The organism is Pseudescherichia sp. AS216 (assembly GCF_037152055.1).
GTDB lineage: Bacteria > Pseudomonadota > Gammaproteobacteria > Enterobacterales > Enterobacteriaceae > Pseudescherichia.
In genome coordinates, this window is record NZ_JBBCMV010000005.1 from 86,244 (window position 1) to 101,180 (window position 14,937).

A 14,937-nucleotide genomic window follows, 5' to 3' on the forward strand; every position below is an offset into this window, starting at 1 on the left:
CTTTACCTCTTATGCCAGACGCGGGTTAACTTTATCTGCATCGATATTGAACTTGGTGATAGCTTCCGCTACCACTTTCTTATCGATGTCGCCACGTTTAGCCAGTTCGCCCAGCGCTGCTACCACCACGTAAGATGCATCCACTTCGAAGTGGTGACGCAGGTTTTCACGGCTGTCAGAGCGACCGAAACCGTCGGTACCCAGTACGCGGTAATCATCAGCCGGTACATAAGTACGAACCTGCTCGGCGAACAGTTTCATATAGTCAGTGGACGCCACTGCCGGTGCATCGTTCATCACCTGAGCGATGTACGGCACGCGCGGGGTTTCCATCGGGTGCAGCATGTTCCAACGCTCACAGTCCTGACCGTCACGAGCAAGCTCGGTGAAGGAGGTAACGCTGTAAACATCAGAGCCAATACCGTAGTCGTTCGCCAGGATCTGCGCTGCTTCACGGACGTGACGCAGGATAGAACCGGAGCCCAGCAGCTGAACTTTACCTTTCGCGCCTTCAACGGTTTCGAGTTTGTAGATACCTTTACGGATACCTTCCTCTGCACCCTGCGGCATAGCCGGCATGTGGTAGTTTTCGTTCAGCGTGGTGATGTAGTAGTAAATGTTCTCTTGCGCTTCGCCGTACATACGCTGCAGACCGTCATGCATGATGACTGCCACTTCGTAAGCATAGGACGGATCGTAGGAGATACAGTTCGGGATAGTCAGCGACTGAATGTGGCTGTGACCATCTTCGTGCTGCAGACCTTCACCGTTCAGCGTCGTACGACCGGAAGTACCACCGATCAGGAAGCCGCGCGCCTGCTGGTCACCTGCTGCCCAGCACAGGTCGCCGATACGCTGGAAACCGAACATGGAGTAGTAGATGTAGAACGGGATCATCGGCAGATCGTTGGTGCTGTAGGAGGTCGCCGCAGCCAGCCAGGAAGAACCTGCGCCCAGCTCGTTGATGCCTTCCTGCAGGATCTGGCCTTTCTCGTCTTCTTTGTAGTAGGCAACCTGCTCACGGTCCTGCGGGGTGTACTGCTGGCCGTTCGGGCTGTAGATACCGATCTGACGGAACAGACCTTCCATACCGAAGGTACGCGCTTCGTCAGCGATGATCGGAACCAGACGATCTTTGATCGACTTGTTCTTCAGCATCACGTTCAGGGCACGAACGAAAGCGATAGTGGTAGAGATCTCTTTGTTCTGCTCTTCCAGCAGCGATTTGAAGTCTTCCAGCGCAGGCAACTCCAGCTTCTCGCTGAATTTAGGCTGGCGGGACGGCAGGTAGCCGTTCAGCTTCTGACGCTGGGCGTGCAGGTAGGTGTGCTCTTCAGACCCTTCCGGGAAGGTGATGTAAGAGAGGTTTTCCACCTGCTCGTCGGTGACTGGAACGCTGAAACGGTCGCGGATATAGCGCACGCCGTCCATGTTCATCTTCTTAACCTGGTGAGCGATGTTTTTACCTTCTGCGGTATCACCCATGCCGTAACCTTTAACGGTGTGGGCCAGGATTACAGTCGCTTTACCTTTGGTTTCCTGCGCTTTTTTCAGTGCAGCGTAGACTTTCTTCGGATCGTGACCACCGCGGTTCAGGGCCCAGATCTGCTCGTCAGTCCAGTCGGCAACCAGCGCTGCGGTCTCCGGGTATTTACCGAAGAAGTGTTCGCGCACGTAAGCGCCATCGCGGGATTTGAAGGTCTGGTAGTCACCGTCAACGGTTTCGTTCATCAGCTGGATCAGTTTACCGCTGGTATCTTTACGCAGCAGCTCATCCCAACGACCGCCCCACATCACTTTGATCACGTTCCAGCCAGCACCTGCGAAGATGCCTTCCAGTTCGTTGATGATCTTGCCGTTGCCGGTTACCGGACCATCCAGACGCTGCAGGTTACAGTTGATGATGAAGCACAGGTTGTCCAGCTTCTCACGGGTCGCGATGGTGATCGCGCCTTTGGATTCTGGCTCATCCATCTCGCCGTCGCCCAGGAAGGCGTAAACGGTCTGCTGAGAGGTATCTTTCAGGCCACGGTGTTCCAGATATTTCAGGAATTTAGCCTGGTAGATGGCACCGATCGGGCCCAGACCCATAGATACGGTCGGGAACTGCCAGAATTCCGGCATCAGTTTCGGGTGCGGGTAAGAGGAGAGGCCGTTGCCATGCACTTCCTGACGGAAGTTGTTCATCTGCTCTTCAGTCAGACGACCTTCCAGGAACGCACGTGCGTAAACGCCCGGAGAGATGTGGCCCTGGAAGTACACCAGGTCGCCGCCGTCTTTCTCGGTGCGCGCGCGGAAGAAGTGGTTAAAGCACACTTCATAAACGGTTGCAGAAGACTGGAAGGAAGCCATGTGGCCGCCCAGCTCCAGATCTTTTTTGGACGCGCGCAGCACGGTCATGATGGCGTTCCAGCGGATTGCAGAACGAATGCGGCGTTCCAGATCCAGATTGCCCGGGTATTCCGGTTCGTCTTCAACGGCAATCGTGTTTACGTAGTTGTTAGCCCCTGCACCTGCAGCTACTTTCACGCCGCCTTTGCGGGCTTCAGAAAGCATCTGTTCAATTAGATACTGAGCGCGCTCAACACCTTCTTCACGGATGACCGATTCGATCGCCTGTTGCCAGTCGCGAGTTTCGATCGGATCCACGTCATTTTGGAGACGTTCTGACATGGGGGTATTCCTTATCTATCTGATTACGTTAATTGTCTGGAACCTGTCCCATTGCACTTTTTGCCCTTCATTCTTCAGGCCGTATCTTTGTTGGCTACGCTCCTCACCCCAGTCACATAGTTCACTATGCTCCTGGGGATTCGATTGCTTGCCGCCGCGATACAACCTGAATTATTTTGGGCAACCAAAAATGCAATAAGACAGGTTCTGCGTGAGTTGCCGCGCGTTTAAAGAACCACGCTTAGTCCTTTCGTTGCTGAAGCCTGCGCATTGAGCGTTCCCGACGGCTCTGCTCACGGCTGCGATCCAGCAATATCTCCTCAATAAATGCCAGGTGGCGGTGCGACGCTTCACGCGCCTGCTCCGGTTCCCTGGCAATAATCGCCTCAAAAACACTGGTGCGATGTTTGCTTACCAGCGGGAGCATCTCCCGGCGGGCATAGAGCAATTCAAAATTCTGGCGAACGTTCTGGGCTAGCATCGGCTCCATGCAGCGTAGCAGATGCAGCAGCACGACATTGTGTGCCGCTTCGGTGACAGCAATTTGATACTGGACCACCGCGCTGGACTCGGCATCAAGATCCCCTGACGTCTGCGCCAGCTCGATGGCGTGGTGCAGCTCGCGGATACGCACCCGATCTTCATCGGTGCCGCGTAGCGCCGCGTAATAGGCGGCAATCCCTTCCAGCGCATGGCGCGTCTCGAGCAGGTCAAATTGGGATTCAGGATGATCGGAGAGCAGTTCGACCAGCGGGTCGCTAAAGCTCTGCCACAGGCTGTTCTGGACAAACGTACCGCCGCCCTGGCGACGAAGCAGCAGGCCCTTGGCTTCAAGACGTTGGATCGCCTCACGGAGCGAAGGACGGGAAACGTCGAACTGTTTAGCCAGCTCGCGTTCAGGTGGAAGTTTTTCACCGGGGCGCAGTGTCCCCTCAAGGATCAAGAACTCCAGTTGCTGCTCAATCACATCGGATAGTTTTGGTTGGCGGATTTTGCTGTAGGCCATTATTCCCTGTCTCTGCCATTAGCCCGGAGTAAATTGGTCTTACCAATTTCATGTTCTTAGCGCTAAAGTAACAAAGTATTCACCTTCTGTCCATACAGGTTTTGATTGAAATCAGGGAACCCTGCACATTTTAACAACATTACAGAAATGACGTTTCAGGAATGTAACTTTGCACAAAAGATACCGTTACCCCTTAAGAGGCAGATTTAACCTCATTGAAACCTTAAAATTACTAATTGAACCGATTCAGTTGCCATTATTTTGCATATTAAATCAAATAAAGCGCTTAATTATTTTAAATAATCGATAGGGTAGTAGCTGGGGGTAGTCGGCGCGAATTTACAAATGTTTGCTTTTCATCCAACCCGCTTCTGGCCCTGCATAAAGCAGGTGCATTCCCGCGCGCTTATCATTATTCTGAGCCTTACGAAAGAGATGGGCCGATATTTCAGATCCTGCTTACGTAAATAAAAAAATACAAAAATGGAATTTTATACGTACACGCACACAACGGCGTACAAAAAATAACCACATATGAGGTTTCATGATGGAAGATCAACAGCACGGTGAAACGCTGAAGCGCGGTCTTAAAAACCGCCATATTCAGCTAATTGCGCTGGGTGGTGCTATCGGGACGGGTCTGTTTCTGGGCAGCGCATCCGTTATTCAGTCCGCAGGGCCGGGGATTATCCTCGGCTATGCCATCGCCGGTTTTATCGCGTTCTTAATTATGCGTCAGCTGGGTGAAATGGTGGTTGAAGAGCCGGTCGCCGGTTCGTTCAGCCACTTTGCCTACAAATACTGGGGCGGGTTTGCTGGCTTTGCCTCCGGCTGGAACTACTGGGTGCTCTACGTGCTGGTCGCGATGGCTGAGCTGACCGCCGTGGGGAAATACATTCAGTTCTGGTGGCCGGAGATCCCCACCTGGGTATCAGCGGCGGCCTTCTTTGTGATCATCAACGCCATTAACCTGACCAACGTCAAAGTGTTCGGGGAGATGGAGTTCTGGTTCGCCATTATTAAAGTTATTGCTGTGGTCGCCATGATCCTCTTCGGCGGCTGGCTGCTGTTTAGCGATAGCGCGGGCCCGCAGGCCACCGTGCGTAACCTCTGGGAACAGGGCGGCTTCCTGCCCCACGGCTTTACCGGGCTGGTGATGATGATGGCGATCATCATGTTCTCCTTCGGTGGCCTGGAGCTGGTGGGGATTACCGCCGCCGAAGCGGATAACCCGGAAGTGAGCATTCCAAAAGCCACTAACCAGGTTATCTACCGGATCCTGATCTTCTACATCGGCTCGCTGGCGGTGCTGCTCTCGCTGCTGCCGTGGACGCGCGTAACCGCCGACACCAGCCCGTTTGTGCTGATCTTCCACGAGCTGGGAGATACCTTTGTTGCTAACGCCCTCAACATCGTGGTCTTAACCGCCGCGCTGTCGGTCTATAACAGCTGCGTCTACTGCAACAGCCGGATGCTGTTTGGCCTGGCGAAGCAGGGCAACGCCCCGAAAGCGCTGGCGAAAGTCGATAAGCGTGGCGTACCGGTGGCGACCATTCTCACCTCTGCCATCTTTACCGCGCTGTGCGTGCTGATTAACTACCTGGCGCCTGGCGAAGCCTTTGGCCTGCTGATGGCGCTGGTGGTCTCCGCGCTGGTAATCAACTGGGCGATGATCAGCCTGGCGCACATGAAGTTCCGCCGCGCCAAAGACAAGCAGGGGGTGAAGACGCGCTTCCCGGCGCTCTTCTACCCGCTGGGGAACTGGATCTGCCTGCTGTTTATGGCGGCGGTACTGGTGATCATGGCGATCACGCCTGGCATGGCGATCTCCGTCTGGCTGATCCCAGTCTGGGTGGCCATCCTTGCCGTAGGTTACTTCATCAAGCAGCAAAAAGCAGGAAAGCCGGTTAAGGCACACTAACCGCACGCTCTGCCCTGCCCCCTAAATCCAGGGAGGCAGGGCAGATGTGAAATGTAAGACGCTTCACAAATTCACTTTCGTAGCCGTTTTGTCCATCTCTGCGCCCCTATCCTGTAACGCAAAAATTCCGTAGCGAGCAAATAATCTCTTCCTATATCAACGGGAGATTTCGCGATGGACAATAACAAGCTGTCAGTGAAAGAGAAGATCGGCTACGGCATGGGCGACGCCGGGTGCAATATCATTTTCGGCGCTATCATGCTGTTCGTTAACTACTTCTATACCGACATATTTGGTCTGGCACCGGCGCTGGTAGGGGTACTTCTGCTCTCTATCCGCGTTATTGATGCGGTAACGGACCCGATTATGGGGGCGCTGGCCGACCGTACCCGCAGTAAATATGGCCGTTTCCGCCCCTGGCTGCTGTGGATCGCCCTGCCCTACGCGCTGTTCAGCATCCTGATGTTTACCACGCCAGAGTGGAGCTACAGTAGCAAGGTTATCTATGCCTTCGTCACCTACTCCCTGCTCTCTCTGACCTATACGGCGATCAATATTCCCTACTGCTCGCTGGGTGGCGTCATCACCAACGATCCGAAAGAGCGCGTGGCGTGTCAGTCCTACCGCTTCGTGATGGTCGGTGTGGCGACCCTGCTGCTGTCGCTCACGCTGCTGCCGATGGCCGACTGGTTTGGTGGGGATAACAAAGCCAAAGGCTACCAGATGGCAATGACCGTGCTGGCGCTGATTGGCACCTGCATGTTCCTGTTCTGCTTCGCAACGGTGCGGGAACGCGTTCGCCCGGCGGTACAAACCAACGATGAGTTGAAAAACGATCTGAAAGATGTCTGGAAAAACGACCAGTGGGTGCGCATTTTGCTGCTGACCCTGTGCAACGTCTGTCCGGGCTTTATCCGCATGGCGGCAACCATGTACTACGTCACCTGGGTGATGAGTCAGAGCACCCACTTTGCCACCCTGTTTATCAGCCTGGGCGTGGTGGGTATGATGCTGGGCAGCATGCTCGCAAAAGTGCTGACCGACCGCTGGTGCAAGCTGAAAGTATTTTTCTGGACCAACATCGCGCTGGCTATCTTCTCCTGCGCGTTCTACTTCTTCGATCCAAAGGCGACTACCACTATCGTGGTGCTCTACTTCCTGCTTAATATCTTGCACCAGATCCCCTCCCCGCTGCACTGGTCCCTGATGGCCGACGTAGACGACTACGGCGAGTGGAAAACCGGTAAGCGCATTACCGGTATTAGCTTCTCTGGCAACATCTTCTTCCTCAAGCTGGGGCTGGCCATTGCCGGCGCGATGGTCGGCTTCCTGCTCTCCTGGTATGGTTATAACGCCAGTGCGAAGGCACAAAGCCCTGATGCTATTAACGGTATCGTCCTGCTGTTCACCGTGATCCCGGGGGTAGGTTATCTGATTACGGCGGGCGTCGTCCGGCTGCTGAAGGTCGATCGCGAAACGATGGCACGGATCCAGGAGGACCTGGAGAAGCGTCGCACTAACTACCGTGAACTGAGCGACTATCAGGAACTGAAAGCCGTAGAGAATAAATAAGGAGCGTCCTATGCAAAACTGGCCAAACCCCTTTATTGAGCAGCGTGCCGACCCGTTTATTCTGCGTCACGGCGATGGGTACTACTTTATCGCCTCCGTGCCGGAGTATGATCGGCTGGAGATCCGCCGCGCCGCTACCCTGGAGGGGCTACGCGACGCCGAGCCGGTGGTGGTATGGCGTAAACCGCAGACCGGCCCGATGAGCCAGCTGATCTGGGCCCCGGAGCTGCATCAGATTGACGGAAAGTGGTACATCTACTTTGCCGCAACCCATACGCACGATCTCGACGCGCTGAATATGTTCCAGCACCGCATGTTTGCGCTGGAGTGTGCCGATGCCGATCCCTTAACCGGGCGCTGGACAGAAAAAGGGCAGGTGCAGACGCCGTTTGATACCTTTGCGCTGGATGCCACGACGTTCAACCACCAGGGCAAACAGTGGTATCTGTGGGCGCAAAAAGCCCCCGATATTGCAGGCAACTCAAACATCTACCTGGCGGAGCTGGAGAACCCGTGGACGCTGAAAGGCGACCCGGTGATGCTAAGCAAGCCGGAGTTTGAGTGGGAGTGCCGGGGGTTTCTGGTCAACGAGGGGCCGGCAGTGATTACTCACGGTGACAGGCTGTTTGTCACCTACTCCGCCAGCGCCACCGATGAGAACTACTGTCTGGGCCTGCTGTGGATCGATATTGCTGCCGATCCAGGCCAGCCGGAAAACTGGCATAAATCACCGCAGCCGGTGTTTACCACCAGCTACGACAACCGGCAGTACGGGCCGGGCCACAACAGCTTTACCAGTACAGCGGACGGTGAAGACGTGCTGGTTTACCATGCGCGTAACTACACCGAGATTGAAGGCGACCCGCTCTACGATCCGAACCGCCATACGCGGCTGAAGCTAATTGAGTGGGATAAAGACGGCATGCCGATTTTTGGCGTTCCGCCTGCGGATACCTTATAGCTAATAGTGCTACGTTGCTTTGTAGGCCCGGCAAGCGAGCGCCGCCGGGCGTTAAAAGCTAGACCAGGGTCCCGTAAATAGTCAGCAGCGCCACCACTACCACCACGGCGAAGGAGGTCTTCTTCGCCATCGATACCGCAGCTTTTGGCGTTTCGACTTTATCGAGATGTGGCTCGCGCGCCAGTGAAAACTGGGCCAGCCGGGTCAGGACATGATACTGCGAGGTGCGCCAGTCGGTGAGCGAGGCAAACCAGGCGGGCAGCGCTTTTTCACCATGGCCAATGAGCGCGTAGACCACGCCCACCAGCCGCACCGGGATCCAGTCCAGCAGGTGCAGAATAGCGTCGATACCGGACTGTAACCGCGCGTGCGGGGTCATGTATCGCGCCAGCCACGACTGCCAGGCGCGCAGAAAGGCGTAGCCCACCAGCAGCACCGGCCCCCATACACCGCCAACAACAAACCAGAACAGCGGTGCCAGGTAGAAGCGGAAGTTAATCCACAGCAGGGCATTTTGCAGCTCGCGCAGGTACTCACGCTCGTCGCACTCCGGCGGCACGCCGTGAATTAGCGTCAGCTCGCTGGCCATAGTATCCCGCGCGTGGCTATCATCTCGCGAGGCCGCCTTCAGATAGGCGTGATAGTGCAGGCGCACCTTACCCGCGCCAATACAGAGCAGGCCGAGCATAATCCACACCACCAGCAGCGGCACGTTGAAAAAGAGTCCGTAGAGCGCACGCAGCAGCAGAAAGGTCACCAGCATCGCCACGGCGGTCAACAGCAGCGTGCGCAGCATCGAGAAGCGCTTTATTCGACGGAACAGCACCTCAAGGCGGTGATCCAGATGCCAGTGCTCACCCAGCTTAAAAAGGCGCTCGGCGATCAACACCAGCAGCATCGTGAATAGCGTCATGTCATCTCCTTATCTGACGAGAGGGCAACCAGAGCGTGAAACTTCGCCCAGTCAAAGGCCGGGCCGGGGTCGGTTTTACGCTCGGGCGCAATGTTGCTGTGTCCGGTCATATTGTCAGCAATGGCGGGGTAAAGCGCAACCAGCGCCTGGGTAATCGCCGCCAGCTGTTGATACTGCGTTTCGGTATAGGGCAGCGTATCCGTCCCTTCCAGCTCAATACCGATGGAAAAATCGTTACAGCGCTCGCGCCCACAATAGCGGGAGACGCCCGCATGCCAGGCGCGCTTATCAAAAGGCACATACTGGACAATTTCGCCGTCGCGGCGGATCAGGCAGTGCGCAGAGACGCGCAGATGGGCAATCTCGGCAAAGAAGGGATGCGCGGTGGCATCCAGCGTGCCCGTAAACAGGGCGTCGATCCACGGCCCACCAAACTCACCGGGGGGCAGGCTAATGTTATGCACAACCAGCAGGGAGGGACACTCATCATCCGGGCGACAGTCATAATGCGGGGAGCGGACCTGCCGCACACCGACCAGCCAGCCCTCGTTTAACTGCATACGGGATCTCCTCAAGTATGGCTCTAATACTCGCTTCAGAGTAGCATGTTTCAATCTTTTGATTCGTTACCCTTTTTGGAGTTTTATCATGCCGCCTCGCCGTTACAACCCCGATAGCCGTCGTGAAGCGCTGCTGGAACGTATAAATCTGGATATCCCCGCCGCCGTGGCGCAGGCCCTGCGTGAAGACCTGGGCGGCGAGGTGGATGCGAACAACGATATTACCGCCCAGTTGCTGGCGGAAGATACGCGCTCGCACGCGGTGGTGATCACCCGTGAAGATGGCATCTTCTGCGGTAAGCGCTGGGTCGAAGAGGTCTTTATTCAGCTGGCAGGCGACGATGTGCAGATCCAATGGCACGTTGCCGACGGGGAGAGCGTTACCGCTAACCAGCCGCTGTTCGAACTGGACGGCACATCTCGCGTGCTGCTGACCGGCGAACGCACGGCGCTGAACTTTGTACAGACGCTCTCCGGCGTGGCGAGCGAGGTCCGCCGCTACGTCGATCTGCTCGCGGGCACCAAAACCCAGCTGCTGGATACCCGCAAAACTTTGCCAGGCCTGCGTACCGCCCTGAAGTATGCGGTGCTGTGCGGAGGCGGGGCTAACCACCGCCTCGGCCTCTCCGATGCATTCCTGATCAAAGAGAACCATATTATCGCCTCCGGCTCGGTGCGTCAGGCGGTAGAGAAAGCCTTCTGGCTGCACCCGGACGTGCCGGTCGAGGTCGAGGTCGAAACGCTCACGGAGCTGGAAGAGGCGCTGAAGGCCGGGGCCGATATCATCATGCTGGATAACTTCACCACCGAGCAGATGCGCGAGGCGGTGCGGATCGTCGACGGGCAGGCACGGCTGGAGGTCTCCGGCAACGTCACCTTTGATACGATCCGCGAGTTTGCTGAAACCGGCGTGGACTATATCTCAGTGGGCGCGCTGACCAAGCACGTACGCGCCCTCGATCTCTCGATGCGTTTCCGTTAGTCCCGGTAATGCCCCGGTGGCGCTGCGCTAACCGGGGCGACGGATTGCGGCCTTGCGCGCAAAAACGTTGTTTACCTCTGCAACGGCGTAAAAAACTCGGGAAGCTGACTTCCTGAACGCCGCTTTGCTCCCTCGTCACACTCTCCCTGGACTGACACACTCCCCACACCAACCAGGGAGCAGATCATGAAACAGTCATTGGAAAAACAGCGGGGGTTTACCTTAATCGAGCTGATGGTGGTTATCGGCATTATTGCCATCCTCAGCGCCATCGGCATTCCCGCCTATCAGAACTACCTGCGCAAAGCGGCCCTCACCGACATGCTGCAAACCTTTATCCCCTACCGTACCGCCATTGAGCTGTGCGCGCTCGATCGCGGCGGTACGGAGAGCTGCGACGGCGGCAGCAACGGTATCCCCTCTCCTGGCACCACGCGCTACGTTTCCGAGATGAGCGTCGAGAACGGCACGGTCACGCTGACCGGGCAGGAGAGCCTGACCGGGCTGAGCGTGACGCTGGTGCCCCAGTGGAGCAGCAGCAGCGGAGTGAGCGGCTGGCAGCGGACTTGCGACGTGCAAAACGACGCGACGTTCCAGCAGGCCTGCGAAGACGTTTTCCGCTTTGACTATCAGTAAGGGGGAAATATGGCTATACCCGCATCGTTCGCTGCACAAAGCCATTTGCCTGCCGTCAGCGAGGGCAGCACCTCCGTGGTTGAACTGCTTAACCAGACGCTTCAGCAGGCACTGGCGCAGCGGGCGTCCGACATCCATTTTGAGCCGGGGGAAGAGCACTACCGCATTCGGTTACGCATTGACGGCGTGCTCCACACGCTTCCCTCTCTGGCACGGGAGAGTGCAAAGACGCTGACGGCACGCCTGAAGGTACTGGGCAGCCTGGATATCGCCGAGCGGCGTCTGCCGCAGGACGGACAGTTCACGGTTACGATCTCCGGCAGGGCGATCTCGTTTCGTATCGCCACGCTGCCCTGCCGCCACGGGGAGAAGATCGTCCTGCGCCTCCTGCACCAGGTGAATCAGCCGCTGGATCTCGCTGCGCTGGGCATGGAGCCGCAGCAGCTGGCTCAGTTTCAGACGGCGCTGGCCAGACCGCAGGGGCTGATGCTGGTCACCGGGCCCACGGGCAGCGGCAAAACCGTGACGCTCTACAGCGCGCTGGCGGCGCGTAACCTGCCCGAGGTCAATATTTGCAGCGTGGAGGATCCGGTAGAGATCCCGTTGGAAGGGCTAAACCAGACGCAGATTAACCCCCGGGCGGGGCTGCACTTCCACAGCGTACTGCGGGCGCTGCTGCGCCAGGATCCAGACATCATCATGGTGGGCGAGATCCGCGATGGCGAAACGGCGGAGATCGCTATTAAAGCCTCCCAGACCGGCCATCTGGTGCTCTCTACCCTGCACACCAGTTCGACCAGCGAAGCGATGGTGAGGATCGCCCAGATGGGCGTCGCGCGCTGGATGATCGCTTCCGCACTCTCGCTGGTGGTGGCGCAGCGGCTGGTGCGTAAGCTCTGCCCGCACTGTCGTCGCCAACATTCGGATGAGGTTATCCTGCCGCCAGGCCTGTGGCCCCGTGCCCTGCCCCACTGGCAGGCCATCGGCTGCGAAGCGTGCTACCACGGCTTCTGCGGGAGGGTAGCCCTCTTTGAGGTGCTGAGCGTCAACCGCGCCCTGCGTCAGGCCATTGCCAGCGGCGAGCTTGCTGAGCGCATTGAGCAGCAGGCGCGCCAGGAGGGTATGCTCACCCTGTTTGAACACGGCTGCCTTGCCGTCGAGCAGGGATTAACCACCCTGGAGGAGCTGCTACGGGTGCTGGGGATGCCCCATGCAGGCTAAACAGCTCTGGCACTGGCGGGGCCTTGATGAGGGCGGTCAGCGCTGCCAGGGGGCCCGCTGGGCGGCAGATCGTCTGGCCGTCGCCGACGCGCTGCAGGCTGAGCAGATCTTTATTCTTGCCCTCAGGCGCAGCGCGGTTCGAACGGCAGCCTGGCGCGGGACGCACCGCTGCGAGGTTGTGCATCAGCTGGCAACGCTGCTCAAGGCGGGCCTGCCTCTGCCCGATGCGCTGCTGATGCTCTCCCGCCAGCACCCGGTACGTCAGTGGCAGGCGCTGCTGCAAACCCTGGCGGAGGATCTGGCCCAGGGCACCGCACTCTCTGCGGCCATGCGCCGCTGGCCGGATGCCTTTCCACCGATCTATATCGCCATGATCCATACCGGTGAGCTGACCGGCGCGCTGGATGAGTGCTGCTTCCAGCTTGCCTCCCAGCAGAAAACTCAGCTAACGCTGGCCGGTAAGGTAAAAAAAGCGCTGCGCTACCCGCTGATCGTTCTGCTCCTGGCCGTAGCGGTAACGCTGGCGATGATTCTGCTGGTGCTGCCCGAATTCGCCGCCATCTACCAAACCTTTAATACGCCGCTGCCAGCACTCACCCGCGGCGTCATGGCGCTCTCAGGGCTAATTACCCGCGCTGGCCCCTGGACGCTGGGGGTGGCCCTGCTGCTTGCCGCCAGCGGATTTGCCGTGCGTAAGCACCTGCCGTGGCTCCGCTATCGGCAGCGGCTGTTACTAGGCATCCCGGTTGTCGGTGGGCTGGTGCGAGGCCAGAAACTTAGCCAGATATTTACCGTGCTGGCCCTCACCCAGCGGGCGGGTATTACTTTCCTACAGGGACTGGAGAGCGTCGAGGCAACCTTAACCTGCCCCCACTGGCGCGAAGCGATCCATCATATCCATCAGGAGATCGCTCTGGGAACGCCCATCTGGGCAGCGCTAAAAAACAGCGGGCAGTTTAGCGCTCTGTGCATTCAGCTGGTGCAAACCGGGGAGGCGTCGGGAGCGCTCGATACCATGCTCGACAACCTTGCTCGTCACCATAGCGAGCTGACGCAGCAGCAGGCGGATAGCCTGGCCACGCTGCTGGAGCCGCTGATGCTGGTGGTGACCGGGGTTATCATCGGAACGCTGATCGTCGCAATGTATTTGCCGATTTTTCATCTGGGGGATGCGATGAGTGGAGTGGGATAACGACAGGAGAGAAGCTGGCGCAGCGAACCGCGCCAGCACAGGCATCAGAGGCTATTGAAAACGCGGTTTTCCTGCTCGGCGACGCGAATAAAGGTAGTGCGCTTGGTCAGTTCTTTCAGGCGGGAAGCCCCGACATAGGTGCAGGCTGAACGCAGGCCGCCAAGGATATCACGCGCGGTATTCTCAACCGGGCCGCGCAGGGCCAGCTTAACGGTTTTCCCTTCCGCAGCGCGGTAGCCCGCAACGCCGCCAACGTGACGGTTCATCGCTGACTCGGAGCTCATGCCGTAGAAGAGCATGAATTTCTCGCCGTTCTCGTCAACGACGGTACCACCGCTCTCTTCATGACCGGCCAGCATGCCGCCCAGCATCACGAAGTCTGCGCCGCCGCCAAAGGCTTTTGCCACGTCGCCCGGCACGGTACAGCCGCCGTCGCTGACGATCTGGCCGCCGAGACCGTGGGCTGCATCGGCACACTCAATCACCGCAGAGAGCTGCGGATAGCCGACGCCGGTTTTCACACGGGTGGTGCAGACGGAGCCTGGGCCGATGCCGACCTTGACGATGTCTGCCCCGGCGAGGATCAGCTCTTCACACATTTCGCCTGTCACTACGTTACCGGCGCAGATGGTTTTATTCGGCCATGCCGCACGCGCTTTAGTCACGAACTGCACGAAGTGCTCGGAGTAACCATTAGCCACGTCAATACAGATAAAGCCCAGCGCCGGGCTGGCGTCGAGGATCTGTTTAGTCTTTTCAAAATCAGCGTCGGAGGTACCGGTTGATACCATCACATGTTTCAGCACGTCGGCGGACTCTGCATTAACAAAGGCTTTCCACTCTTCAACGGAGTAGTGTTTGTGCACGGCTGTCAGGATGTCGAACGACGCCAGCGCTTTCGCCATCGCGAAGGTTCCCACAGTATCCATGTTCGCGGCCATAACAGGAACGCCAGACCAGGTCATGCCAGAGTGCTTAAAGGTATATTCACGTTCTAGCTGGACATCAGAACGACTTTTGAGGGTAGAGCGCTTAGGGCGGATAAGAACGTCTTTAAAGCCTAATTTCAGATCTTCTTCAATACGCATGAACGGATTCCTGGGGTTAATGGCGACTAACGCATACGAGCTAACACACAACTCCAGTGACGCTATCATACGCACTAAATAGGAGTCCGCAAGACTGCGAAATTCTCTTTTTTTACGCTACAATCCTATAAATTTACCTGCCGAATGGGCAGAGTCCGGATTATTGAACGTTTCGTTTTCCGTACAAATTATAACCTTTTGATTTGTGAAAA

Annotated in this window: 11 protein-coding genes and 1 pseudogene; 7 read left to right on the forward strand and 5 right to left on the reverse strand. The window is 57.4% G+C overall.

The annotated features are described in order from the left end of the window. Positions 1 to 9: 9 nt before the first annotated feature. Together aceE and pdhR are read right to left on the reverse strand one after the other, a co-directional pair. Positions 10 to 2,673, reverse strand: a complete 2,664-nt coding sequence (aceE, locus tag WFN61_RS15380; RefSeq protein ID WP_144817664.1) for a pyruvate dehydrogenase (acetyl-transferring), homodimeric type — start codon at positions 2,671 to 2,673, stop codon at positions 10 to 12. A 241-nt stretch (positions 2,674 to 2,914) separates the two neighbouring features. Next, entirely contained in the window at positions 2,915 to 3,679 is a 765-nt protein-coding gene (gene pdhR / locus WFN61_RS15385; RefSeq protein ID WP_042390535.1) for a pyruvate dehydrogenase complex transcriptional repressor PdhR, read from the reverse strand. Between the two features lie 544 nt (positions 3,680 to 4,223). On the opposite strand from pdhR, the gene aroP reads away from it, so the two are divergent. From aroP to WFN61_RS15400, 3 genes are all read left to right on the forward strand, one after another. Continuing rightward, positions 4,224 to 5,600 carry an aromatic amino acid transporter AroP gene (gene aroP / locus WFN61_RS15390; protein ID WP_337038906.1) on the forward strand — a complete coding sequence of 459 codons (1,377 nt, stop codon included), beginning with the start codon at positions 4,224 to 4,226 and terminating at the stop codon, positions 5,598 to 5,600. Between the two features lie 174 nt (positions 5,601 to 5,774). Further along, a complete protein-coding gene (locus WFN61_RS15395; protein ID WP_337038907.1) occupies positions 5,775 to 7,172 on the forward strand; it encodes an MFS transporter in 1,398 nt (465 codons plus the stop codon). A 10-nt stretch (positions 7,173 to 7,182) separates the two neighbouring features. Next, positions 7,183 to 8,133 carry a glycoside hydrolase family 43 protein gene (locus tag WFN61_RS15400; protein ID WP_144817661.1) on the forward strand — a complete coding sequence of 317 codons (951 nt, stop codon included), beginning with the start codon at positions 7,183 to 7,185 and terminating at the stop codon, positions 8,131 to 8,133. Positions 8,134 to 8,191: 58 nt separating this feature from the next. Here the strand turns inward: WFN61_RS15400 and ampE are convergent, their stop codons facing one another. Next, positions 8,192 to 9,046, reverse strand: a complete 855-nt coding sequence (gene ampE, locus WFN61_RS15405; RefSeq protein WP_144817660.1) for a beta-lactamase regulator AmpE — start codon at positions 9,044 to 9,046, stop codon at positions 8,192 to 8,194. Continuing rightward, positions 9,043 to 9,606, reverse strand: coding sequence for a 1,6-anhydro-N-acetylmuramyl-L-alanine amidase AmpD (gene ampD / locus WFN61_RS15410; RefSeq protein ID WP_144817659.1), 564 nt, complete (start codon positions 9,604 to 9,606; stop codon positions 9,043 to 9,045). Before ampD ends, ampE begins: the two co-directional genes overlap by 4 nt. Positions 9,607 to 9,694: 88 nt before the next feature. On the opposite strand from ampD, the gene nadC reads away from it, so the two are divergent. From nadC to hofC, 4 genes and pseudogenes are all read left to right on the forward strand, one after another. Next, on the forward strand, positions 9,695 to 10,588 hold the full coding sequence (gene nadC / locus WFN61_RS15415) for a carboxylating nicotinate-nucleotide diphosphorylase (RefSeq protein ID WP_144817658.1): 894 nt from the start codon (positions 9,695 to 9,697) through the stop codon (positions 10,586 to 10,588). A gap of 198 nt (positions 10,589 to 10,786) precedes the next feature. After that, the gene (ppdD, locus tag WFN61_RS15420) at positions 10,787 to 11,224 is read left to right on the forward strand and encodes a prepilin peptidase-dependent pilin (protein WP_312235023.1); all 438 of its coding nucleotides are present in this window, start codon (positions 10,787 to 10,789) and stop codon (positions 11,222 to 11,224) included. Positions 11,225 to 11,260: 36 nt separating this feature from the next. Next, a pseudogene (gspE, locus tag WFN61_RS15425) lies at positions 11,261 to 12,445 on the forward strand (type II secretion system protein GspE); the annotation flags it as partial. After that, on the forward strand, positions 12,435 to 13,637 hold the full coding sequence (hofC, locus tag WFN61_RS15430) for a protein transport protein HofC (RefSeq protein ID WP_337038908.1): 1,203 nt from the start codon (positions 12,435 to 12,437) through the stop codon (positions 13,635 to 13,637). The pseudogene gspE and the gene hofC, both read left to right, overlap by 11 nt. 44 nt (positions 13,638 to 13,681) lie before the next feature. Here the strand turns inward: hofC and WFN61_RS15435 are convergent, their stop codons facing one another. Further along, entirely contained in the window at positions 13,682 to 14,725 is a 1,044-nt protein-coding gene (locus tag WFN61_RS15435) for a GMP reductase (RefSeq protein ID WP_222889601.1), read from the reverse strand. Positions 14,726 to 14,937 lie beyond the last annotated feature (212 nt).

What these genes read in the sequence shown, in the direction of transcription:
- aceE (WP_144817664.1), bottom strand. Translation starts at nt 2,673, where the DNA reads ATGTCAGAACGTCTCCAAAATGACGTGGATCCGATCGAAACTCGCGAC.
- pdhR (WP_042390535.1), bottom strand. Translation starts at nt 3,679, where the DNA reads ATGGCCTACAGCAAAATCCGCCAACCAAAACTATCCGATGTGATTGAG.
- aroP (WP_337038906.1), top strand. Translation starts at nt 4,224, where the DNA reads ATGATGGAAGATCAACAGCACGGTGAAACGCTGAAGCGCGGTCTTAAA.
- WFN61_RS15395 (WP_337038907.1), top strand. Translation starts at nt 5,775, where the DNA reads ATGGACAATAACAAGCTGTCAGTGAAAGAGAAGATCGGCTACGGCATG.
- WFN61_RS15400 (WP_144817661.1), top strand. Translation starts at nt 7,183, where the DNA reads ATGCAAAACTGGCCAAACCCCTTTATTGAGCAGCGTGCCGACCCGTTT.
- ampE (WP_144817660.1), bottom strand. Translation starts at nt 9,046, where the DNA reads ATGACGCTATTCACGATGCTGCTGGTGTTGATCGCCGAGCGCCTTTTT.
- ampD (WP_144817659.1), bottom strand. Translation starts at nt 9,606, where the DNA reads ATGCAGTTAAACGAGGGCTGGCTGGTCGGTGTGCGGCAGGTCCGCTCC.
- nadC (WP_144817658.1), top strand. Translation starts at nt 9,695, where the DNA reads ATGCCGCCTCGCCGTTACAACCCCGATAGCCGTCGTGAAGCGCTGCTG.
- hofC (WP_337038908.1), top strand. Translation starts at nt 12,435, where the DNA reads ATGCAGGCTAAACAGCTCTGGCACTGGCGGGGCCTTGATGAGGGCGGT.
- WFN61_RS15435 (WP_222889601.1), bottom strand. Translation starts at nt 14,725, where the DNA reads ATGCGTATTGAAGAAGATCTGAAATTAGGCTTTAAAGACGTTCTTATC.